Consider the following 20,276-nt stretch of genomic DNA (forward strand, 5'->3'; position numbering starts at 1 on the left):
GGGAGACCGTGGCACCCACCGCCGAGTCCGTCTCGGACCCGTCGTCCCCGGACTACAACCCGCGTAGCCCGCTCTACGACGTGACGGCCGATTCGTCGTCGAAGTACTACGTCGGGCCGCTGAAGACGGACAACCTGCCCTCGGGCGACGAGATCCGCGAGATGGCCACCCAGCAGATCGACGACGAGATCCGGGCCGGCTGGCTCGGCCCGGCCGTCGACCCGGTGCTGCGCGACAAGAAGATCCAGGAGCTGTACCAGCAGCACCTCGACGCGGCCCGCCACGGCCTCGACGAGGGCCTCACCATGCGTGAGAACGGCGGTGCCCCGAGGACCCTGTGGGCCAACGCCAGCCACGAGCAGATGAACGACGCCATCACCCAGGACGCCAACCCGGCGACCGTCGCGGAGACGTCGGAGGAGTGGGTCTCGGTCGGCAACGAGCTGGGCACGCACCAGAAGACCCTGGGCGACGCGATCAACGCGAGCACCAGCAACTGGCAGGGCGACGCCGGTGACGCCGTCCGCGAGCACCTCGCCGGCGTCGGCAAGTGGCTGGGCGCGACCGCGCAGGGCGCGTCGCTCGCCGGCCGCCAGCAGGAGATCCACTCGCAGGCGCTCAACGAGACCCAGCGCCAGATGGTCGCGAACCCGCCGGTCCAGTTCGACCTGCAGAGCACCAACCAGCGCCTGATGTCGATGACCGACCCGGTGCAGTACGCCGCGGCGGCCGGCGAGGCCATGCAGACCTACCGGGCCCAGACGGCCGCGCGCGACCACGCCGCGCAGATCATGACCCAGTACGACGAGACCATCGGCTCGGCGGTCGCCACGCCGCGGTTCCCGGCCCCGCCGAAGCTGCCGACCGCCACCGCTTCGCGTCAGCTGGCCGGCACCCGGCCCGACGGCAGCGCCGGGGCGGGCGGCGCGCAGCCGCTGCTGGCGCGCGACGGGATGAACCCGGCGCTGGACCCCACCGCCTCCGGCCGCACCCGGGCCGACCTCGACGCCGCCGGGCTCGGTGGCGCGGGTGGCGCGGGCGGCCCCGGTGCCGGCGGGGCCGGCATCCCCGGCGGCGGCTCGGGCATCCCGGGCGGCGGCTCGGGCTCGGAGGGCTCGGGCTTCTCCGGCAGCGGCATCCCCGGTGGTGGCAGCGGCGGCGGCTCCGGCTTCTCCGGGGCCGGCATCCCGGCCGCGAGCGGGGGCGGCGGCGCCGGCGGTTCGGGCTTCAGCCCGTCGTCGATCCCGAACATCCCCGGCGGCAGCTTCACCGGCTCCGGCATCCCCGGTTCGTCGGTCCCCGGCTTCGACGACTCGACGACTTCGTCCGGCTTCTCGCCGTCCGGGATCCCGTCGAGCGGCGGCCCGGGCGGGGGCGGCTACACCCCGCCGTCGATCCCGAACATCCCGGACATCCCCGGCGGCGGCAGCACCGGCATCCGCGGCGGCAGCCCGATCCCCGGGTTCACCCCGCCCGGCATCGACCCGATCACCGGGCTGCCCACCGGCACCGGCCCCGGCGGCATCCCCGGCGGTGGCAAGCTGCCCACCATCGGCCGCGGCGGCGGCATCAACGGTGAGAGCATCGCGAGCCGGCTCGGCGGCATCGGTGGCGGCGGCGCCGGGGGCGGGTCCCTCGGCGGCATCGGCGGCGGTGGCTCGGGCGCCGGCGGCGGTTCGGGTGTCGGCGGTGGCGTGCGCGGCACGGGCGCGGGCAACCTGGCCGGCGGTGCCGCGTCCGGCGCGGCCGCGGAGGCCGAAGCCGCGGCGGCGCGCAACGCGGGCATGGCGGGCAAGGCCGGCGCGGCCGGTTCGCCCGGCATGGGCGGCATGGGCGCCGGTGCCAAGGGCGGCAAGGGCGACAACGACAAGGAACACAAGGCGGCCGACTACCTCGAGAGCGACGACCCCAACTTCTTCGCGGGAGAGCAGGTCGTGGCACCCCCGGTGATCGGCGACTGGAAGAACCAGGATTGGAAGTGAGTTCATGACGGCGGCCGGCTTCGAGGTCGAACCGGACGAACTGGTCGCGCACTCGAGTCACGTCGAGAGCCTGGTCGACCGGCTCAACACGGCCTCCGCGGCAGCCGACACGGCGATGTCGGACCACGCCTACGGACTGCTGTGCGCGTTCCTCCCGCCGATCATCCGGCCGACGGGGGAGAAGGCGAAGGAGGCGCTGACCGCGTCGATGGAGGGCGTGCGCGGGCTGGCGGACAACGTCAAGACGGCCGCGCAGTCCTACCGCGATGGTGAAGAGGCCAACGCGCAGCCCTTCGAAAAGCAGCTCACGGCGTCGCCGCGGACGGCGGAAGCGAGGACGAACGCATGACCGGCGCGAACGGGCTCGGGGACCTGATGCGGGACCCCGACGAGACGATCCGCCGGATGGACGACTGGGCGGCCGGGTTCGCGGCGAAGGCCGAGCGCTACCAGGCCGCGCAGGCGGAGACCGAACGGCTGCGGCTGACCTCGACCAGCTCCGACGGCGCGGTCAGCGTCACCGTCGGCGCCGACGGCACGGTCACCGACCTGACGTTCTCCAACAAGGTCAAGTCGTTCCCGCTGGAGGAGCTGTCCCGGGCCATCCTGACCACCATGCGGCGGGCGCAGTCCGGCATCGCCGAGAAGGTGGCCGGCGTGATGACCGAGCGGCTCGGCGACGAGGACCGCGAGACCCGCACGGCGCTGCTCGACACGCTGCGCGGCCGGTTCCCCGACCCGGACGAGCCGGACGAGCCGCAGCCCCCGGCTTCGCCGGACCCCGTCCCGCCGGCCCCCTCGGGTGGCGCGGCGGTCCCGCCGTCGCCGTCGGCTCCGCAGGCTTCACCGCCGCCGCGGCGGCGCCCCGACCCGGTCGAGGACGACAACAACCCCTGGTGACGGTGGCCAGGTCAGCCGCGCGAGTACGGCTGACCTGCCCCGTTCGGGGCTCGACACCGGCGCGCCGGGCGACGACACTGGGCCGATGACCGGCCTGATCACCGGTAGCCGTGTCCGGCTGCGGCCCGCCGCCGCCCCGGACGCCGCCCGGTTCGAGGAGATCCTGTCGCACCCCGAAGTCGCCCGCTGGTGGGCCGACGCCGAGGAGCCGGTGGCCGCCCAGGTGTCCTACTTGCTGGACCCGGACGAGGGCACCACGACCTACGCGATCGAGCACGACGACGTCGTCGTCGGTATCGAACTCGCCTTCGAGGAAGCGGATCCCCAGTACCGGCACGCCGGCATCGACATCGCGGTGCACCCGGACTGGCAGGGCCGCGGCCTGGGCTCGGACGCCATCCGGGCGCTGGCCGAGCACCTGTTCTCCGTGCGCGGGCACCACCGGGTGGTGATCGACCCCGCCGCGGACAACGACGCCGCGATCAAGCTCTACCAGTCCCTCGGCTTCCGGCCGGTCGGCCGGATGCGCTCCTACGAGCGCGGGCCCGACGGCAGCTGGCACGACGGGCTGCTGATGGACCTGCTCGCCGAGGACCTGGTCCCGACGGCCGCTCTCACGGGTTCGTGACCACCGGCGCGGACGCGACCCGGCAGCTGAGACGGGTCGCCGTGGCGAGCGCGGTGGGGACCACCATCGAGTGGTACGACTACTTCATCTACAGCACGGCGACGGCGCTCGTGTTCGGCAAGCTCTTCTTCACCACGCTGTCGCCCGCCTCCGGCACCCTCGCCGCGTTCGCGACGCTCGGGGTCGGCTTCCTGGCCCGCCCGGTCGGCGGGATCCTTTGGGGCCACTTCGGCGACCGCGTCGGGCGCAAGGCGATGCTGGTGCTGTCCCTGCTCCTGATGGGCGTGGCCACGGTCGGCGTCGGGCTGCTGCCGACGTACTCCGCGATCGGGGTGTGGGCGCCGATCCTGCTGCTGGTCCTGCGGCTCCTCCAGGGGCTCAGCGCGGGCGGCGAATGGGGCGGGGCGGCGCTGATGGCGGTCGAGCACGCGCCGGAGGGCCACCGCGGCCGCTACGGCGCCTTCTCGCAGATCGGCGTCCCGGCCGGGCTGATCCTGGCGCAGCTGATGTTCTTCGTCCTCGGCCGGTCCATGACCGACGCGCAGTTCGCGTCGTGGGGCTGGCGGGTGCCGTTCCTGGCGAGCATCGTGCTGGTCGTCGTCGGCCTGGTGATCCGGCTGCGGATCGAGGAGAGCCCGGTGTTCGCGCGGTTGCGGGACTCCGAGGCCCGCAGCAGCCGCCCGATGGTCGAGGTGCTGCGCGAGCGGCCGCGGGCGCTGCTGGTGGCGTCCGGCAGCTTCATCGCGAACACCGCCATCGGGTACATCTTCCTGGCGTACCTGCTGTCCTACGGCACTTCGGTGCTGAAGATCGACCGCACCACGTTGCTCGTGGTGGTGATCGTCGGCAGCGTGACGTGGCTGGTGAGCATCCTCGTCTCGGCGGCGTGGTCGGACCGCGTGGGCCGCAAACCGGTGTACCTGGCCGGGTCCGTGCTGCTGGTGCTCTGGCCGATCCCGTTCTTCCTGCTGGTGGACACGCGCGTGACGGCGTTGCTGCTGCTGGCGGTGGTCGTGCTCAACATCGGCCTCGGCGCGACCTACGGGCCGCAGTCGGCGCTGTTCGCGGAGCTGTTCGAGCCGCGCTACCGCTACAGCGGAGCGTCGTTCTCGTACGCGGTCGGCGCGGTGCTGGGCGGCGGCTTCGCGCCGTCGATCGCGGTGGCGCTGCAATCCGCCACCGGGACTTCGCTTTCGGTGTCGCTCTACCTGGTGGCGGTGGCGGTGCTGAGCCTGGTCGCGGTGCTGTTCATCCCGCGCTCACAGCCGGTCTAGGCGGATGGCGGCGGCCATCCGCTCGTAGCCCGCGTCGCCGGGGTGGAGGTGGTCGCCGGAGTCGTAGGCCGGCAGCAGGGTGAGCGGATCGGCGGGGTCGCGGACCGCCGCGTCGAAGTCGGCGACGGCGTCGAACACCCCGCTGGTGCGGATGAACGCGTTCACGGCCTGGCGCGTCGCTTCGAGCGTTTCGTCGTAGACGCGCCAGCCCTTGAACGGCGTGAGCGTGGCGCCGACGACCCGGATGCCGCGTGCGTGCGCCTGTGCCACCAGCTGGCGGTAGGCCGACGTGATCGCGCCCGGATCGGTCTGGTGCGGGTCCTGCTGGATGTCGTTGATGCCTTCCAGCACGATCAGCGTCCGCACGCCGCCGACGCCGAGCACGTCGCGGTCGAACCGGGACAGCGCGTTCTGGCCCGCGCCGGACCCGGGCACGTCGAGCAGCAGCCGGTTGGCGCTGATGCCCGCGTTCAGCACCCCGAACCGGCCGTGCAGCCGGTCGGCGAGGTAGTCCGGCCAGCGGTGGTTCGCCCCGGACTGCGAGCCGACGCCGTCGGTGATCGAATCGCCCAGCGCGACGATCGTGGCCTCGGCCCCGCCCTGGACGTCGACGCCGGAAACGTAGTGCCAGACGGAAGTCTGCTCGGTGTAGGGCGCACCGGACTCACTGGCGGCGAAGTCGCCCGCCCGGGTGAAGTACGACGTCTGCGCGGCGGCCGGGTGGTAGGTGACCGGCCCGGACTTCGTCGGGACGTAGGTCGTCACGAGCAGGTTGGCGTCGGCGGGCACCCGCAGGTCGGCGGGGTCGCTGAGCGCTTCGGCCCCGGCGGGCACGACGACGCCGGGCGCCCCGCCGAACGTGAGCGACCGCAGGGTGCCGGGCACCGCGTCCGGCCCGCTGCCCTGCACGGCGATGGTGACGTGCCCGAAGGTGAGGGGCGTGGCCCCGAAGGCGTTGGAGAGGTGGACGCGAGCGCGCCCGCCGCCGGCGCTGGTGTGCACGACGTTGCGGATCGAGAAGCCCGGGTAGCCGTCCGGCGTGTTCGCCACGGCGGACGCGGGAGCCGCGGCCCAGGTCCCGACCCAGCCGCCGACGGCGTGCTGCGCGAGGTTCGGGAGAGCGCTTTCCGGATTCGCGCTCCCGGACGTCGTGAGCAGACCGAACCCCGCCAGGATGGCCGCGCCCACGGCCAGAAAGCGTCGCATGCACTCACGGTGTCTCCCTTGCGCCCAACCAGGGACCGCTGATCAGGTGAGGGAACCGGACAAGATCCCGGACAGCGAGGGGCGGGCCCGTCCGGGATTCTGGGGATGCCGGACGGGCCCGCGCGAGGTGGCCGTTGCCGCGACGGCCGCTCGCCGGGGCGCCCGGTCCCGACCGGGCGGAGGCTGGCCCGGATCGTTGCATCGTGGCGACCCCGGAGGGCGGTGCGAGACGCCCTCAACCAGAGCACGGCCCCGGCCCCGCCGCGGTTCAGTCCGCCCGCCGATTTCTCGCGTCCCTGCTGTGCCAGGCCGCCTCACGCTCCGATGGCCGGCGCCGAACGACGTGAATGACTCATTCCTGTCGTCGGACGACAGGAATGAGTCATTCACTGCATTCGGTCGGGACGGACGGCGGTCCCGGAAGGTCAAGCGGCGGCGGGAAAGCCGCCCAGGGCGCGGTGGCCGGCGTCGGTCAGTTCCGCCGGGGCCCACTGGCCCGGTGCCGGGGTGCCGATCGCGCGGATCAGGCCGGCGTGGAAGAGGTCGTGGGCGGTGTTCTGGTCGCAGCACGACAACCCGTCGACGCGGAGATCGGGTTCGCAGCTGCAGCGGAGCTCGGCGCGACCGTCCGCGATCGCCTTGAGCATGGCGATCGCGCGGCGGCTCAGCGCGTTCGGGTAGGGGGACATCGGTCTGGCCTTTCGGTGCGGCTGGTCTTGGCGCGAGTGCTGCAGCTCGTCACTGGGGACCACGCACCGGCTGTGAGCGAGGTTCACTTCGATCGCCTCTTGACACCGCGAGACCCAACGAGCAGGGTCAGTCATCGGATGAATCAGCTCCACCTTCGACAGAACGGCCGACTAGGGGCGAACTCTGTCGTCATTCCGCCGTAGTCATCCGATCCCTGGAGGTTCAATGACGACCTTCCCTCGCCGACACGCGCTCGGCATCGCCCTGGGTGGTGCCGTGGCGCTGAGCGCCGCCGGCCGCACCCCGGCCGGCGCCGCCAGTCCCGTGGACGCCGCCGCCGACAACGCGGGCACGCCGATCGTCCCGCCGCCGCCCCCCGTTCCCGTCGCGCTCGACCCGTGGTTCACCAACGACGGCATCGACAGCGCGTCCGCCACCGGTGGTGACTTCGACGGGTCCGGGTACACCTTCCCGGCCGAGCACCTGCCCGCCGGGCAGACCGCCACCGTCGGCGGGGTGCCGTTCAAGCTCGGCTCCGCGGCCGCCGGGGCGAAGAACAACATCGCCGCCACCGGGCAGCGGCTCGACCTGCCGAAGGGCCGGTACTTCGTCGCGTACTTCCTGGTCGCCGCCAGCTACGGCACGACCGGCGGCACCGCGACCGTGCACTACGCCGACGGCACCACCAGCACCGGTTCCCTCTCCGGTCCCGACTGGTACACCGGCAACGGCGCCCTCGTCTCGCCGTTCCGCTACGCACCCGGCGGCGTCGTCGACCAGAACCCGGTTTCGCTGGCCACCGGCCAGGTCTGGGTCGACCCGGCCCGCGAGGCCGTCGCCGTGACCCTGCCGACCACGGCGAACCCGGCGCCGAACGTCTCCAGCCTGCACGTCTTCGCGCTCACCCTGCAGCCGGTCGCGGTGGGCCGCTCGGCGCTCGTGCTCGACGGCCGGTCGACGGCGAACCTGCTCACCGACGGTGGCCCGCAAGCCGCCGAAGCGACCGTCGTCAACGCCGGCACCGTGTGGCTCGGCGCCCGCGACCTGGTCACCGTCACCGTCGACGTCCCCGGCGGCCGGACCACGGTCCCGGCGAACATCCGCGCGCTGGCGCCGGGGGAGCAGGCGACCGTGCGCCTCGGGCTCGCGCCGAACACGTCCGTCCCGCCCGGCACCACGACCACCGGCCAGATCCGCGTCACCGCCGGCCGCGGCACCCTCGCCACGCAGCAGGTGCCGATCACCCTCGGCGTTCCGGACTTCCGCCCGACCGACGCCTCGCTCTCGACGCACCGGGCGCCGTACTGGTTCACCGACAGCAAGTTCGGCATCTTCATCCACTGGGGCGTGTACGCCGTGCCCGCGTGGGCGCCGGTCGGGCAGCAGTACGCCGAGTGGTACTGGCAGAACCAGCAGGACCCGAACGGCGCGACTTACGCCTACCACAGGGAAAAGTACGGCGAGGACTTCGCCTACGACGACTTCATCCCGCTGTTCACCGCGAAGGAGTTCGACCCGCGTGCCTGGCTGAACCTGATCGCCGACGCCGGTGCCGAATACTACGTCCTGACGTCCAAGCACCACGACGGCTTCGCGTTGTGGGACACCAAGGTCAGCGACCGCAACTCCGTCAAGCTCGGCCCGAAGCGCAACGTCATCGCCGAGCTGTTCGCGGCGTCCCGGAAGTACACCCCGCAGCTGCGCAACGGCCTGTACTTCTCGCTGCCCGAGTGGTTCAACCCGGACAACCCGTGGATGGGCCACACGCCGCGCAACCCCTACACCGGCGCGCCGCTGCCCTACACCGGGTACACCGCGGGCAAGGACTTCGTCCGCGACTACCAGGCGCCGCAGGTGCTCGAGCTGATCTCGGAGTTCGACCCGGACGTGCTGTGGTTCGACATCGGCGGCGTCAACGACAGCCGGACCGTGCTCACCGAGTACTTCAACCGCGCGAAGAACCGCAAGCGCCCCAAGGACGTCACCTACAACGACCGCGGTGGCATCCCGGACCACGACTTCACGACGCCGGAGTACACGACGTACCCGAACACCGTGGTGGCGAAGTGGGAAGCGAGCCGCGGCCTCGACCCGTTCTCCTACGGCTACAACCGCGCGACCCCGGACGACCGGTACATGACGGCCGAGGAGGTCGTCCGCACGCTCGTCGACATCGTCTCGAAGAACGGCAACTTCCTGCTCGACATCGGCCCGGACTTCGACGGCACCATCCCGGCCGTGATGCAGCGGCACCTGCGTGACACGGGCGCGTGGCTGAAGGTCAACGGGGAAGCCGTCTACGGCACGACGTACTGGTCGCGGATGGCGCAGCTGGGCGACCTGCGGTTCACGGTCAAGCAGAACGAGGCCTTCTACGTCCATTCGCTCGCCGCGCCGGGCAGCAGGCTGGTGATCGACGCGCCGGTGCCGATCCGCGCCGGCGATCGCGTGACGATGCTGGGCCACCGCGGGAACCTGCACTGGACGGTGGAAAACGGCTCGCTGGTGATCGACGTCCCGGCCGCGGCGCGGCAAGCCGGCCGCTACGCGTGGGTGTTCAAGATCGCCTGGAGCTAGTGGTCGGCGTCCTTGCCGATGTAGAGCTCCGCGAACGCCGCGGCCGCGGCGGGCGAACCCAGCAGGCGGCGCATCCGGGCTTCCGCGATGCGTGCCGCGAACGGGTTGTCCGCCGTGGCCGCGGTGTGGTGGAAGATGTCCGACAGCCACAGGGAAAACTCCTGGTACTGCCACACCAGCGGCAGGCACGCGGCGGAATACCCGGCCAGCCGCGCGGGATCGCCCGCGTAGTGCGCCTGGAACGCCTCCGCGAGCAGGAAAGCGTCGTGCAGGGCCAGGTTCATGCCCTTGGCCGCGATCGGCGCGACCAGGTGCGCCGACTCGCCCGCGAGGTACAGCCGGCCGTACGCCATCGGCTCGACGACGTAGTTGTGCATGTCGAGGACGCGCTTCTCGAACAGCCGTCCCTCGACGATCGGGCCGTCCGGCACCGCGAGCCGGGCCTGCAGTTCGCGCCACACGCGCTCGTCGGGCCAGTCCGCCTCGGTCTCGCCGGCCGCCGTCTGCAGGTAGAACCGGGTGACGTCGGGCGTGCGGGCCATGTGCGCGCCGAAACCGCGCGGGTGGATGCCGAACAGCACGCCGTCGGCGGACGGCGGGGCCTCGGCGAGCAACGCCAGCCAGCCGATTCCGTAGTCGTGGTGGGCTTTCACGGTCGATTCCGCCGGCAGGTACCCCTGGGTGACGCCGCGGGCGCCGTCGCAGCCGGCGACGAAGTCGCAGTCGAGGCGGTGCGCACCCTCGGCGGTGCGGAACGTGATGGCGGGGGAGTCCGACGCGAGGTCGTGCAGCTCGACGTCCGAGACCTCGAAGACCGCCTCGCCGCCCGCGTCGGCGTACTGCGCGACCAGGTCGGTGACCAGGAGCTGTTGAGGGTAAACGAAATGCCGCTGCCCGGTGAGCTCGCCGTAGCGGAAGGTGTGCCGCCGCCCGGCGAAGCGGAACTCGAACTCCGCGTGCTGGGGCGCTTTCGCGACGAGTTGCTCGCCCAGGCCGCGTCGCTCGAGCCCGCGGACCGCCCACTCCTCGATGAACCCGGCCCGCGGCCGCTGCTCGACGAACGCCCGGCTTTCCCGCTCCAGCAGCACGCAGGCGATGCCCGCCCGCCGCAGCAGGTTCGCCACCGCGAGTCCGGCCGGGCCCGCCCCCACCACGGCCACCGCCGTGCGCCTCGCCACCATGCGCCCGAGGGTAGCGCGAACCGTTCAGTAGTAGTGCCGCAATCGCGGCCACGCCGTCGACCACGGCTCGGTCAGGGTGCACAGCGAAAGGACGACACCGTTCTCGTCGTTGTCCACCCCGCCTTCGGTGAAGTGCTTGGCGATCGCGCGGCAGCCGGTGATCAGCCCGGCGGCGGGCGAGTCGCGGTCGAGCCGCCCGATCAGCAGCACCGGCCCGACCAGCCGGTCCGGCGGCGGGCCCCAGTCCGCGTAGGACATGTGCGCGGAGTACGGCTGGGGGAGCCCCAGCTCGGGACCGTAGCGCTCGATCGCCCCGGCCTCCCCGTAGTTGCCGGCGAGGATCACCGCGGTGTCCCGCTCGGTGGCCGGGATCCGCTGCCACGCGCCCGCCACGCTGCCCGCGAAGTCCGGCCAGCCGACCTGTTCGCCGGGTTCCTTGTTCAGCGCCAGCAGGACGCCGTCGAGCGACGGCGGCGGCACCACGGGGAGTCCGATGAGGACGGACACCGCGACGCAGACCGCCGTCGCCGCACCGGTGAGCACCCGCCGGATCGCCCGGCCCCGGCCCAGCCACCGCAGCACCGGCTCGGCGCCGAGCGCCACCAGCGGCAGCAGCAACGGGATCGAGTAGTACGGCTTCCCGCCCACCGCCAGCAGTTCGAGGCAGACCACGGGGTAGGCGATCGCGAGGGCGCGCGCCCAGCGCAGCCCGGGCTCGCGCCACGGCCGCACGAGCCCGGCGATCCACACCGGCACCAGCACCGGCGAGAGCAGGACCAGCTGCATCGGCACGAACAGCACGCGGTTCTCGGTGCCGTCGTCCTCGCTGATCCCGCCGGCGACGGTGAGCATCGGCCAGCCGTGCGCGGCCTGCCAGGCCACGACGGGCGCGGCGAGCACGGCGGCGACCCCGATCCCGGCGGCGAGCCACCACGACCGGAACACCCGCCGCGGCCCGGCGACGGCCACGCCGACACCGAGCCCGGACAGCAGGAGCAGCACCAGCCACTTGTTCGCCAGCCCGAGCCCGGCGGCGGCGCCGACCGCGAGCCACCACCGGCCGTCGCCGGTGCGCAGCAGCTTGAGCCCGAACAACGCGATCAGCGACCACAGCAGCAGGTCCGCGGAGTTGGTGGCCAGCATGTGCGACACGACCAGGACGTAGGACGACAACGCCGTCGCGAGCGCGGCGAAGAGCTGGACCCCGCGCCCGCCACCGAATTCGCGGGCGATCAGCGCGACGACCACGACGGTCGCCAGGCCCAGCAGGGTCGCGACCACCCGCAGGCCGGACGGTGTTTCGCCGAACAGCGCCGTCGACGCGCGCGCGAGCCACGGCGTGATCGGCGGGTTGTCGACGTACCCCCAGTCCGGGCGGCGGCCCGCCGCGACGAAGTACAGCTCGTCGCGGTGGAACCCGTACCGGCCGGACAACGCGGTCAGCACGACCGCCTGAACGGCGACGACGATCCCCACCGGCAGCGCGGCGAACCGCGGCCGCCCTTGGCTGTCCCCCATGACAGTCTCCCCTCGGCGTGCCCGGATGCTACGCCGGGGGGTCACGCCTGTGGGAGCGCTCCGACGAATTCGCCGCCCGCGTCCGCGACCAGCTCGGCCAGTGTCTGTGCGCGGCGGATCGGGGTGAACCGGACGTCGCCGCGCTCGGACACGGTGAAGCCGTGCACGGCCGGGCGGGGCAGCGTGTTGTAGGCGTAGTGCGCGCCGAAGTAGTACGCGCCGGTGTCGTGGGCGACGACGAGGTCGCCCGGCTCCAGCAGCGGCAGCGGCCGTTCGCGGGCGAGGAGGTCGCCGGCGAAACACAGCGGACCCGCGATGTCCTGCGGCACCGCGGGTCCGGTCTTCGGGGTGCCGTCGGGGTGGAGCGCGGTCAGCCGCAACGGCCAGTGCTCCGGCTGGAGCACGGTGCGCGCGGCCACCTGGGCCCCCGCGTGCGTGACGGCGATGGGCCGCCCGCCCGCGACCTTCGTGTACTCGACGGCGCTGACCAGGAACCCGTTCTTGGCCAGCAGGGACCGGCCGAACTCGGTGACGAAGTCGTAGCGGCCGTCCGCGAGGGCCGGCACTCGCGCCAGCAGCGTCGCGACGTAGCCGGCGTAGGTCGGCCCGGCGTCGTCGGAGGTGAAGTCCACCGGCAGGCCGCCGCCGAGGTCGATGCTGGTGACCTGCCGGTACCCGGCTTCGGCGTTGATCTCCTCGGCGAGCTCGTGCACCGCGGCGACACCGTCGGCCATCAGCTCCGGCGGGCAGCCCTGCGAGCCGACGTGGACGTGCAGCCGCGTCAGCCACGGGCGGCGCGCGAACGCCGCCTTCACGAGCGCCCGGTCGTCCCGCAGGGGAACGCCGAACTTCGACGTCGTGGTCGCGGTGCTGGTGTCGCCGATCCGGCCCGCGCCGACCTGGGGGTTGATCCGCAGGCCGAGCACCGACCGCGGGGCGGGCCCGGCGAGGCCGTCGAGCCGGGCCAGCTCCTGGAAGTTGTCCGCGTTGATCGCGGTGCCGGCGGCGAGGGCGTGCGCGAGCTCGGCGGTGGTCTTGGCGGGGGAGTCGAGGACCAGCCGCGGGCCGCGGACCCCGGCGGCCTCGGCGACCGCCGTCTCGCCGGGGCTCGCGACCTCGGCGTCGACCCCGAGCTCGCCGAGGTACCGGAGCAGCGGCGCGAGACCGCACGCCTTGACGGCGATCGTGTGCTGGACGCGGCCGAGGGGCGCGAAGGCCTTCGTCAGGTCTTCGACGGCTTCGCGGATCCCGGCCAGGTCGACGAACCCGGCCATCGGGTCGGCGAGGTGGTGGCCGGCGGCGAGGGCGCGGAGCTTGCGTTCGGTGCGGTTCACGCCTCCAGGACAGCGCGTGCGAGTGGCGCCGGTCCAAGACTTCCTCCTTCTGATGTCATAGGGCGGGCCTATAGTGGCTGGGTGGACCTGCGCCGATGGCACTACTTCGCCGTGCTCGCCGAAGAGATGCACTTCACCCGCGCGGCCGCCCGGCTCTTCGTGTCGCAGCCGTCGCTGAGCCAGCAGATCCGCGCGTTCGAGGCGGAGCTGGGCGTCACGCTGCTCGATCGCTCGGGCCCCCGGTTCACGCTCACGGAGGCGGGCCGCGTCGCGGCGGCGGAGGCCCGCGAGCTGCTCGACCGCCTGGACCGCGCCCGCGGCGTCATCACGGCGACCGGCCGAGGCGACACCGGGCGGCTGCGGATCGCCTACACGCGCTCGGCGCCGGGGCCCCTGGCCGGCGACCTGGTCGCGGCCTTCCGCGCGCGGTACCCGGAGGTTTCCCTGGCGCTGGAGACCGGCTGGACGAGCTTCAACCTGAACCGGCTCCTCGCCGGGGAGATCGACCTGGGGTTCGTGCGGCCGCCGGTCGACGTCCCGGGCATCGAGGTCGCGGTGGTCGGCTCGGAGGAGGTGCTGCTCGCGCTGCCGTCCGGGCACGCGCTGGCCCGCCGCCGCGGCCGGCTGCGGCGGGCGTGGATCGCGGCGGAGCCGGTGGTGTTCTGGCCGCGCGAGAACGGCCCGGGGCAGTACGACGCGATCAGCGCCCAGGTCTGGCCGGGCGGGGTCCCGCCGATCGTGCGCGAGGAGCCGGAGGACGAGCAGCTGATGCGCGCGGTCGCGGAGGGAGCGGGCATCGCGGCGGTCCCGGAACACCGCGCACGCGCCCTGCGACGTCGCGGGGTGGTGCTGCGGCGGCTGGAAGACCCGGTACCGCGGATCGACCTGGGACTGGCGTGGCGCGCGGGCGCGCTTTCCCCGGTGGTGCGCGGGTTCGTGGCGCTGGCCCGCTGAAAACTCGTGGACGCCGTCGCTAGTCTGGTCCGATGGGGACGATCAGGCAGGTTCAGATCACGTTCGACTGCGCGGAACCCGAGCGCGTCGCCCGGTTCTGGTGCGAGGTGCTGGGGTACGTCGTCCCGCCCGCACCGCCCGGGTTCGAGACCTGGGCCGACTTCGACCGCTCGCTGCCGGCCGAGCGCCAGGGCGCGGCGTTCGCCTGCGCCGACCCGACCGGCGTGGGCCCGCGGCTGTTCTTCCAGCGCGTTCCCGAAGGCAAGGTCGTCAAGAACCGGGTCCACGTCGACGTCCGGGTCGGCACCGGGCTGAAGGGCGCCGAGCGCCTCGCCGCGCTGGAGGCCGAGCGCGACCGGTTGATCGCGCTCGGCGCGAGCCACTTCCAGACCTTGTACGCCGACGAGTACAACGAGTCCTGCATCGTGATGCAGGACGTCGAGGGCAACGAGTTCTGCTTGGACTGACCGCCAAAGCGCCCCAATGTGGCCTTGGGTGCGTCTGACGCACCCAAGGCGGCCTTCGGTGCGTCAGACGCACCGAACGCCACATTGGGGCGCTTGAGCCGGACCGGGGGAGCTCAGCGGTCGCCGAGGGCCATCCGGACCGCCGCCACCACCTCCGGGTGACCCAGCGGCAGCGGCGGGGGCACCCGGTCGTCCGGGCCGGCGCTGCTCGACGCCACCACCCGCACCACCGTGCCCGCCTCCCGCAGGCTCGCCACGGCGTCCTCGTGCTCGGCCAGCCAGGCCTCGTTCGCCGCCATCGCGTCGCCGGTCGTGAGGAACGCGTCCGAGGCCGGGTCGACCAGGAGGAGCTGGGCCGCCGCGCCCGGGTGGCGTTCGGCCAGCTGGAGTGCTTCCGACGCGAACGGGCCGCTCGCCACCACCGTGATCTCCGGGTCGGCCGGGCCGGCGTCGCCGAGGAGGTCGTCGGCTTCGGTGCGGGCGCCGCCGGTCGGGAGGCGGCACCAGAAGATCGCGCGCCGCTCGGCCAGTGGCCGCCAGCTGGCGGGCAGTTCGTCGTGCTTCGCGGCGCCCGCCGGGTCGAGGACGATCACCTTGGCACCCGCCGGGTCGCCGGCGATCACCACGGACGGGCCTTCGGAGCGCAGGGGTTCGGCGGCCATCAGGAATCCTTTCCACGGCGGGGGAGTTCCGGCGAATCCGTGTCGAGCGGGACCGCTCCGGACCGGACGAGTCCCAATTGGACGGTCTGGCGGCCGGTCAGCCGCTCCAGGAGCCAGTCCGCGGCCGTCCGCACCCGGTTCCCGGGCATCGCCATCAGGTGGTACGCGCGCGTCACGGCCTTCGCCGGGAGCCCGGACAGCGGGATGTGCAACGGGTTCGCCGCGGCGGCACCGGCGCCGAGGTCGACGACGAAGCCGAGGTCGTGGTGCCGGTAGGTCCCGGCCTGGCCGTAGCCGAGCGACGCCGCGACGTTGCGCCCGGCGAGCTTGCCCTGCCGCTCGGCGTGCTGCGCCGTCATCGCGGTGTACTGGCCGGGGCGGGTGAGGTCCGGGACGGCGGCGGCGTCACCGCAGGCGAACACGTCGTCGCGGCCCGGCACGTTCAGCCGCTCGGTGACCACCAGCCTGCCCTTCGCCGTCTCGAGGCCGATCTCCGCCACCAGCGGGTCCGGCCGCACGCCGACGCACCACACGAGCGTGCGGGTGGGCACCGGGTCGCCGTTCGTCAGCGTCACGCCCTTGGCGTCGGCGTGGTCCACCGACGTCTTCATCAGCACCTCGACCCCGCGCGAGCGCAGCACCCGGTCGGCGGTCCGCCCGAGCCGCTTGTCCAGTTCGGGCAGCACGCGCTCGGCGACGTCCAGCAGCAGCCAGCGGATCCGCTGCCCGTCGAGCTCGGGGTGGCGCGCGGCGAGCGCGGCGGTGAACGCCGGGCCCTGCGCGGCCACCTCGGTCCCGGTGTAGCCCGCGCCGACCACCACGAACGTGCAGCGCGCGTCGCGCTCGGCCGGGTCGTCCGCCGCGGCGGCCAGTTCGATCTGCCGGGTGATGTGGTCGCGCAGGTACAACGCTTCCGGCACGCCGCGGAAGCCGTGCGCGTACTCGGGGACGCCGGGGATCGGCAGCAGCTTGTTGACGCTGCCCGCGGCGAGCACCAGCCGGTCGTACCGGATGCGGTGCTCCTGGTCCTCCGGGTCGGTGTAGACGACGGCGCGGGCGTCGAAGTCGACGCCCGTCGCCTTCCCCAGCACCAGGCGGACGCCGGGCAGGGTGTCGGGGATCGACACCGCGACCCGCCGCGGGTCGAGGATCCCGGCCGCCACTTCCGGCAGCAAGGGCAGGTAGAGGAAGTAGTCCGTCGGGTTCAGCACGACGACTTCGACGTCTTCGCCGGCTTCTCCGCGCAGGCTCTTCGCCGCGTGGTACCCGGCGAAACCGCCGCCGACGATCACGACTCGCATGGATCCCCTTTCCTCGCTCTGACCTGGTCGTCCTCCGATTACCCGAGGTCGGGGCGGGGAAACCCGCGGGTTGACCTCTCGGCACAGGCGCGTACGGTCAGGGTGTTGGCTGTTGTTCAGACACGTGCTCCGGTCAGCGCCCCTGCACGCTGCGAAAGGGAGCGCCATGCACGACATCTTCCGAACGGTTTACGAGCCCGCGGGCTTGACCGCTACCACGACCGAGCGTCCGGGCGGGGTCCGCGTCGTCACCTTGGTGGGCGACATCGACGCCGCCACCGTCGGAACCCTCGACGAAGCCCTCGCCGAGGGCGGGCCGATCATCGTCGACCTGACGCGGGTTGCCTTCCTCAGCTGCGCCGGCGTCCGGTCGCTGCTGGTGGCGAACGACCGCACCGACCTCGCCGTCGTCGTCGGCGGCCACGCGGTGTCGCGCTCGCTGGAGGCGACCGGCGCCGACCTGGTGCTGAAGGTCCACCCGCGGGTGGGTCCGGCGCTCGCCGGTCTCACGACCGAGCCCGGCCGGGAGGCGTGACCGCCCGGCGGCCACGCCTCCTGCCGTCCACTGTGGACTGAGCCGGGTCAGTCGTCCGGCCAGTCGCCGGTCGCCTTGCGGTAGCCGACCGCACCCGCTCGTTCCGTGGCCGCCTTGACGGCGGCGAAGATCGCGCCCTGCACCGCCGCCGCGATGACCACCTGCTGCCAGGTGTAGTCGCGGTCGGTGGCGTCGGGCGCGTCTTCTTCGCCGGCCACCCGCTTCCAGACCTGCTTGAAGGCCTGGCCGGCGAGGATGCCGCCGAGGGCACCCACCACCCAGCTCAGCGGCTTGTACAGCACCTTGTTCACGAGTCTTTCCTCCGTCGCGTGATCAGGCGGATCACGATCAGCAGCCCGAGCACACCCGCGAACACCGGCACCGGGTTGGCCCGGACCGCGTCGGCGCCCTGGCGGAACTTGACCGCGGTCGGCTCGTTCGTCACCTCGGCGACCTTCGCGGTCGCCACGTCGAGCTTCTCGTCGACGTTCTCCTTGACCCTGTTCTTCACGTCGAGCTTCTGCCCGAGCGCTTCCAGGGTCTCGGTGAGCTCCTCCCGGGTGGTGTCCCGGTCGAGGCGCGCCTCCTCGGCGTTCTTCGGGAAGTCGCCGCTCATGTCCGCACCCCCTGCTTCACGGTGTCCACGTCTTCGCGGACGCCGGTGATCGCTTCCTCGGGTACCGGCGGCACCGCCTGGGTCACTTCCTTCTTGCCCACCAGCGCCGCGATCCCCGCGATGAGGAACAGCGCGACCGCGACGAGCACGGCCGCGAGCCAGCCGGGCAGGACCAGCGCGAGCGCCAGCACGGCGGCCGCGACCAGCGTGCCGGCGCCGAACAGCGCGAACAACCCCGCCGCGCCGAACAACCCGGCGCCGACGCCCATCTTCTTGCCCTTGCGCTGCAGTTCGAAGACCGCGAGCCGCATCTCGTCCCGGACCAGTCGTTTGACTTCGCCGGTCAAGTCCGTCACCAGTTCGCCGACGGAACGGTCCGCCGCCGGTTTCTCGTTCACTTCTTCGATCACGGAACACCTCCTTCGCCTGGCCGCCGGGTACCCGGCTCACGGCCGGGTCAATCACGGCGCGTTTTGCCCGCGGAACGACCGGGTAGCCGGGGAATTCCACCATCGACCAGGAGGAGTGCATGGGCACGATCACCGAAATCGTGGACGTGGAAGTCCCCGTTTCCACCGCGTACAACCAGTGGACGCAGTTCGAGGAATTCCCGCGGTTCATGGAAGGCGTCGAAGAGATCCGCCAGGTCGACGCCACCCACACCCATTGGGTGACGCGCTTCGGTGGCGTGACGCGCGAATTCGACGCGACGATCACCGAGCAGCACCCCGACGAGCGGGTCGCGTGGACGTCCGATTCCGGTCCGGACCACGCCGGCGTCATCACCTTCCACCGCCTCGGTGACGGGCACACGCGCGTCACCGCGCAGATGGACATCGACCCGGAGGGGTTCGCCGAGAACGTCGCCGACAAGCTGGGCGTGCTCGACCGCCGGGTCAAGGGCGACATGAAGCGGTTCAAGGAGTACATCGAGCAGCGCGGCCGCGAGTCCGGCGGCTGGCGCGGTGAAGTGGACCGCCCGGGGAAGTAACCCGATCGGGGTGAACGGGCACGGCGGGGCGGTGACAGCCGCTCCGCCGTGTTTCGCGTCCGGAAACCACGGGTAGGCCGCATCCATGACGACCACCGACACCGACGTTCCCACCGTCGAGCTGAACAACGGCGTGCGGATCCCGCAGCTCGGGTTCGGCGTTTTCCAGATCCCGCCGGAAGAAACCGCGCAAGCCGTGCGGACCGCTCTCGAAGCGGGCTACCGCCACATCGACACCGCGCAGATGTACCGGAACGAAGAGGGTGTCGGCGCGGGGATCGCGAAGTCGGGCCTGAACCGCGAAGACGTCTTCGTCACGACGAAACTGGCGAACGACGCGCACGGCCACGACAACGCGATCACCGCGCTGGAAGGCAGCCTGCGGCGGCTCGGTTTCGACCACGTCGACCTGTACCTGATCCACTGGCCGTTGCCGCACAAGGAGAACTACGTCCGCACCTGGCAGGGCTTCGAGGAAATCCTGCGGGCGGGCAAGGCGCGCGCGATCGGCGTGTCGAACTTCCAGCCGGCGCACCTCGACCGGCTCGCCGAGGAAACCGGCACCGTGCCCGCGGTCAACCAAATCGAGCTGCACCCCGCGCTGCAGCAACCCGAACTGCGCGCCTACCACCGAGAGCACGGCATCGCGACCGAGGCGTGGAGCCCGCTCGCGCAGGCCGAAGTGCTCGGCGACCCGGTGCTCGCCGACCTGGCGGGCAAGCACGGGCGGACGGCCGCGCAGGTGGTCCTGCGCTGGCACCTCCAGCTCGGGAACATCGTGATCCCGAAGTCGGTGTCGCCCGAACGGATGCGGGAGAACATCGACGTGTTCGGCTTCGAGCTGGACGACGAGGACATGGCCGCGATCGGCAAGCTCGACGCCGGACGGCGCACCGGACCGGACCCGGACGCTTTCACGGGGTGACCGAGGCGTTTCCCTGCGCGACACGACGGGTATCCCTCCGGCAAGGTCCCCCTGGAAGGAGCAACCCGGCATGACCACGAACGCGTATCTGTCGTTCCTCGCGATCGGCATCGCGCTGGTCTTCATCGACGGGCAGATCATCTACCGCAGCGGCCGCCGCTACCTGGAGAACTCCTACGGCGATCCGGCGGCGGGTGCTTCGATGACCCGCCTGGTCACGGTGCTGTTCCACCTGGCGACGCTGGGTGTACTGGCGCTGATCTCGACCATCGACATGGGCGGCAGCGACCTGCCGGGTGTCGTCGGCCGGCTCGGCGTGCTGCTGCTGATCCTCGCGATCGCCCACGCGATCACGCTCGGCGTACTGGCCCGCATCCGCGGCGAGCAGGAGGTCGAGGCGGTCGTCCAGCGCGGCGGGCGGCGGCAGCGGGTGGAGCCGCAGACCCCGACGGTGACGCCGGTACCCGGCCAGGCCGGTCAGTACCCGGACGTCAGCCCGACGCTGGAGAACCGGTCCCCGTACTCGGCCCAGTAG

At 72.5% G+C, this 20,276-nt stretch carries 22 protein-coding genes; 12 read left to right on the forward strand and 10 right to left on the reverse strand.

Features of this window, described 5'->3' with window-relative positions; all coding sequences use genetic code 11:
• Positions 1-8: 8 nt before the first annotated feature.
• The 5 genes from SD460_RS23050 (at position 9) to SD460_RS23070 (ending at position 4,784) form a co-directional block, all read left to right on the forward strand.
• A complete protein-coding gene (locus SD460_RS23050) occupies positions 9-1,982 on the forward strand; it encodes a PPE domain-containing protein (protein WP_318306718.1) in 1,974 nt (657 codons plus the stop codon).
• Positions 1,983-1,986: 4 nt separating this feature from the next.
• Entirely contained in the window at positions 1,987-2,331 is a 345-nt protein-coding gene (locus SD460_RS23055) for a type VII secretion target (protein WP_290062758.1), read from the forward strand.
• Positions 2,328-2,882 (forward strand): YbaB/EbfC family nucleoid-associated protein, encoded by a 555-nt coding sequence (locus SD460_RS23060; protein ID WP_318306719.1) that lies wholly within the window; start codon positions 2,328-2,330, stop codon positions 2,880-2,882. Before SD460_RS23055 ends, SD460_RS23060 begins: the two co-directional genes overlap by 4 nt.
• A gap of 85 nt (positions 2,883-2,967) precedes the next feature.
• Complete coding sequence (locus tag SD460_RS23065) at positions 2,968-3,510, forward strand: GNAT family N-acetyltransferase (protein ID WP_290062760.1); 543 nt, start codon at positions 2,968-2,970, stop codon at positions 3,508-3,510.
• Positions 3,507-4,784, forward strand: a complete 1,278-nt coding sequence (locus tag SD460_RS23070; protein ID WP_318306720.1) for an MFS transporter — start codon at positions 3,507-3,509, stop codon at positions 4,782-4,784. Before SD460_RS23065 ends, SD460_RS23070 begins: the two co-directional genes overlap by 4 nt.
• Here the strand turns inward: SD460_RS23070 and SD460_RS23075 are convergent.
• The gene (locus SD460_RS23075) at positions 4,770-5,990 is read right to left on the reverse strand and encodes an SGNH/GDSL hydrolase family protein (protein WP_318306721.1); all 1,221 of its coding nucleotides are present in this window, start codon (positions 5,988-5,990) and stop codon (positions 4,770-4,772) included. The genes SD460_RS23070 and SD460_RS23075 overlap by 15 nt on opposite strands.
• Before the next feature lie 425 nt (positions 5,991-6,415).
• Positions 6,416-6,679: a hypothetical protein gene (locus tag SD460_RS23080; RefSeq protein WP_290062170.1), complete on the reverse strand. Its 264-nt coding sequence runs from the start codon at positions 6,677-6,679 to the stop codon at positions 6,416-6,418.
• A gap of 226 nt (positions 6,680-6,905) precedes the next feature.
• Here SD460_RS23080 and SD460_RS23085 point away from each other — a divergent pair, with 226 nt between their 5' ends.
• A complete protein-coding gene (locus SD460_RS23085; RefSeq protein ID WP_290062171.1) occupies positions 6,906-9,257 on the forward strand; it encodes an alpha-L-fucosidase in 2,352 nt (783 codons plus the stop codon).
• Here SD460_RS23085 and SD460_RS23090 read toward each other — a convergent pair.
• Genes SD460_RS23090 through SD460_RS23100 form a run of 3 tightly spaced genes read right to left on the reverse strand, consistent with a single transcriptional unit; the run spans position 9,254 to position 13,290 of the window.
• On the reverse strand, positions 9,254-10,438 hold the full coding sequence (locus tag SD460_RS23090; protein ID WP_290062172.1) for a 4-hydroxybenzoate 3-monooxygenase: 1,185 nt from the start codon (positions 10,436-10,438) through the stop codon (positions 9,254-9,256). The two genes, SD460_RS23085 and SD460_RS23090, sit on opposite strands and share 4 nt — an antisense overlap.
• A 24-nt stretch (positions 10,439-10,462) precedes the next feature.
• Complete coding sequence (locus SD460_RS23095) at positions 10,463-11,956, reverse strand: ArnT family glycosyltransferase (RefSeq protein ID WP_318306722.1); 1,494 nt, start codon at positions 11,954-11,956, stop codon at positions 10,463-10,465.
• A 41-nt stretch (positions 11,957-11,997) separates the two neighbouring features.
• Entirely contained in the window at positions 11,998-13,290 is a 1,293-nt protein-coding gene (locus tag SD460_RS23100; RefSeq protein WP_290062174.1) for a type III PLP-dependent enzyme domain-containing protein, read from the reverse strand.
• An 81-nt stretch (positions 13,291-13,371) separates the two neighbouring features.
• Between SD460_RS23100 and SD460_RS23105 the strand changes: the two genes are divergently transcribed.
• The gene (locus SD460_RS23105) at positions 13,372-14,244 is read left to right on the forward strand and encodes a LysR family transcriptional regulator (RefSeq protein ID WP_290062176.1); all 873 of its coding nucleotides are present in this window, start codon (positions 13,372-13,374) and stop codon (positions 14,242-14,244) included.
• Positions 14,245-14,276: 32 nt separating this feature from the next.
• A complete protein-coding gene (locus SD460_RS23110) occupies positions 14,277-14,711 on the forward strand; it encodes a VOC family protein (protein ID WP_318306723.1) in 435 nt (144 codons plus the stop codon).
• 113 nt (positions 14,712-14,824) lie between these two features.
• On the opposite strand, the gene SD460_RS23115 is transcribed toward SD460_RS23110, so the two are convergent.
• Together SD460_RS23115 and SD460_RS23120 are read right to left on the reverse strand one after the other, a co-directional pair.
• Positions 14,825-15,373 carry a hypothetical protein gene (locus tag SD460_RS23115; protein WP_290059328.1) on the reverse strand — a complete coding sequence of 183 codons (549 nt, stop codon included), beginning with the start codon at positions 15,371-15,373 and terminating at the stop codon, positions 14,825-14,827.
• Complete coding sequence (locus tag SD460_RS23120; RefSeq protein ID WP_290059326.1) at positions 15,373-16,674, reverse strand: NAD(P)/FAD-dependent oxidoreductase; 1,302 nt, start codon at positions 16,672-16,674, stop codon at positions 15,373-15,375. The genes SD460_RS23115 and SD460_RS23120 overlap by 1 nt, the downstream gene beginning before the upstream one ends.
• A 166-nt stretch (positions 16,675-16,840) precedes the next feature.
• On the opposite strand from SD460_RS23120, the gene SD460_RS23125 reads away from it, so the two are divergent.
• A complete protein-coding gene (locus SD460_RS23125; RefSeq protein ID WP_290059324.1) occupies positions 16,841-17,209 on the forward strand; it encodes an STAS domain-containing protein in 369 nt (122 codons plus the stop codon).
• Between the two features lie 47 nt (positions 17,210-17,256).
• Here the strand turns inward: SD460_RS23125 and SD460_RS23130 are convergent, their stop codons facing one another.
• The 3 genes from SD460_RS23130 to SD460_RS23140 are packed head-to-tail and all read right to left on the reverse strand — an operon-like array spanning position 17,257 to position 18,235.
• Positions 17,257-17,520 carry a DUF4235 domain-containing protein gene (locus SD460_RS23130; RefSeq protein WP_290059322.1) on the reverse strand — a complete coding sequence of 88 codons (264 nt, stop codon included), beginning with the start codon at positions 17,518-17,520 and terminating at the stop codon, positions 17,257-17,259.
• Complete coding sequence (locus tag SD460_RS23135; protein WP_290059321.1) at positions 17,517-17,825, reverse strand: DUF3618 domain-containing protein; 309 nt, start codon at positions 17,823-17,825, stop codon at positions 17,517-17,519. Before SD460_RS23135 ends, SD460_RS23130 begins: the two co-directional genes overlap by 4 nt.
• A complete protein-coding gene (locus SD460_RS23140; RefSeq protein WP_290059319.1) occupies positions 17,822-18,235 on the reverse strand; it encodes a phage holin family protein in 414 nt (137 codons plus the stop codon). The genes SD460_RS23135 and SD460_RS23140 overlap by 4 nt, the downstream gene beginning before the upstream one ends.
• 119 nt (positions 18,236-18,354) lie before the next feature.
• Here SD460_RS23140 and SD460_RS23145 point away from each other — a divergent pair, with 119 nt between their 5' ends.
• From SD460_RS23145 to SD460_RS23155, 3 genes are all read left to right on the forward strand, one after another.
• Positions 18,355-18,816 carry an SRPBCC family protein gene (locus tag SD460_RS23145; RefSeq protein WP_290059317.1) on the forward strand — a complete coding sequence of 154 codons (462 nt, stop codon included), beginning with the start codon at positions 18,355-18,357 and terminating at the stop codon, positions 18,814-18,816.
• An 85-nt stretch (positions 18,817-18,901) separates the two neighbouring features.
• A complete protein-coding gene (locus SD460_RS23150) occupies positions 18,902-19,741 on the forward strand; it encodes an aldo/keto reductase (RefSeq protein WP_290059315.1) in 840 nt (279 codons plus the stop codon).
• A gap of 70 nt (positions 19,742-19,811) precedes the next feature.
• Entirely contained in the window at positions 19,812-20,276 is a 465-nt protein-coding gene (locus SD460_RS23155) for a hypothetical protein (RefSeq protein WP_290059313.1), read from the forward strand.

The organism is Amycolatopsis solani, from assembly GCF_033441515.1.
In the GTDB taxonomy this organism is placed as follows: Bacteria; Actinomycetota; Actinomycetes; order Mycobacteriales; family Pseudonocardiaceae; genus Amycolatopsis; species Amycolatopsis solani.

Excerpts from the sequence above, each read along its gene's own strand:
- SD460_RS23055 (WP_290062758.1), top strand. The coding sequence starts at position 1,987 with ATGACGGCGGCCGGCTTCGAGGTCGAACCGGACGAACTGGTCGCGCAC.
- SD460_RS23060 (WP_318306719.1), top strand. The coding sequence starts at position 2,328 with ATGACCGGCGCGAACGGGCTCGGGGACCTGATGCGGGACCCCGACGAG.
- SD460_RS23065 (WP_290062760.1), top strand. The coding sequence starts at position 2,968 with ATGACCGGCCTGATCACCGGTAGCCGTGTCCGGCTGCGGCCCGCCGCC.
- SD460_RS23075 (WP_318306721.1), bottom strand. The coding sequence starts at position 5,990 with ATGCGACGCTTTCTGGCCGTGGGCGCGGCCATCCTGGCGGGGTTCGGT.
- SD460_RS23080 (WP_290062170.1), bottom strand. The coding sequence starts at position 6,679 with ATGTCCCCCTACCCGAACGCGCTGAGCCGCCGCGCGATCGCCATGCTC.
- SD460_RS23085 (WP_290062171.1), top strand. The coding sequence starts at position 6,906 with ATGACGACCTTCCCTCGCCGACACGCGCTCGGCATCGCCCTGGGTGGT.
- SD460_RS23090 (WP_290062172.1), bottom strand. The coding sequence starts at position 10,438 with ATGGTGGCGAGGCGCACGGCGGTGGCCGTGGTGGGGGCGGGCCCGGCC.
- SD460_RS23095 (WP_318306722.1), bottom strand. The coding sequence starts at position 11,956 with ATGGGGGACAGCCAAGGGCGGCCGCGGTTCGCCGCGCTGCCGGTGGGG.
- SD460_RS23110 (WP_318306723.1), top strand. The coding sequence starts at position 14,277 with ATGGGGACGATCAGGCAGGTTCAGATCACGTTCGACTGCGCGGAACCC.
- SD460_RS23115 (WP_290059328.1), bottom strand. The coding sequence starts at position 15,373 with ATGGCCGCCGAACCCCTGCGCTCCGAAGGCCCGTCCGTGGTGATCGCC.
- SD460_RS23120 (WP_290059326.1), bottom strand. The coding sequence starts at position 16,674 with ATGCGAGTCGTGATCGTCGGCGGCGGTTTCGCCGGGTACCACGCGGCG.
- SD460_RS23125 (WP_290059324.1), top strand. The coding sequence starts at position 16,841 with ATGCACGACATCTTCCGAACGGTTTACGAGCCCGCGGGCTTGACCGCT.
- SD460_RS23135 (WP_290059321.1), bottom strand. The coding sequence starts at position 17,825 with ATGAGCGGCGACTTCCCGAAGAACGCCGAGGAGGCGCGCCTCGACCGG.
- SD460_RS23145 (WP_290059317.1), top strand. The coding sequence starts at position 18,355 with ATGGGCACGATCACCGAAATCGTGGACGTGGAAGTCCCCGTTTCCACC.
- SD460_RS23150 (WP_290059315.1), top strand. The coding sequence starts at position 18,902 with ATGACGACCACCGACACCGACGTTCCCACCGTCGAGCTGAACAACGGC.
- SD460_RS23155 (WP_290059313.1), top strand. The coding sequence starts at position 19,812 with ATGACCACGAACGCGTATCTGTCGTTCCTCGCGATCGGCATCGCGCTG.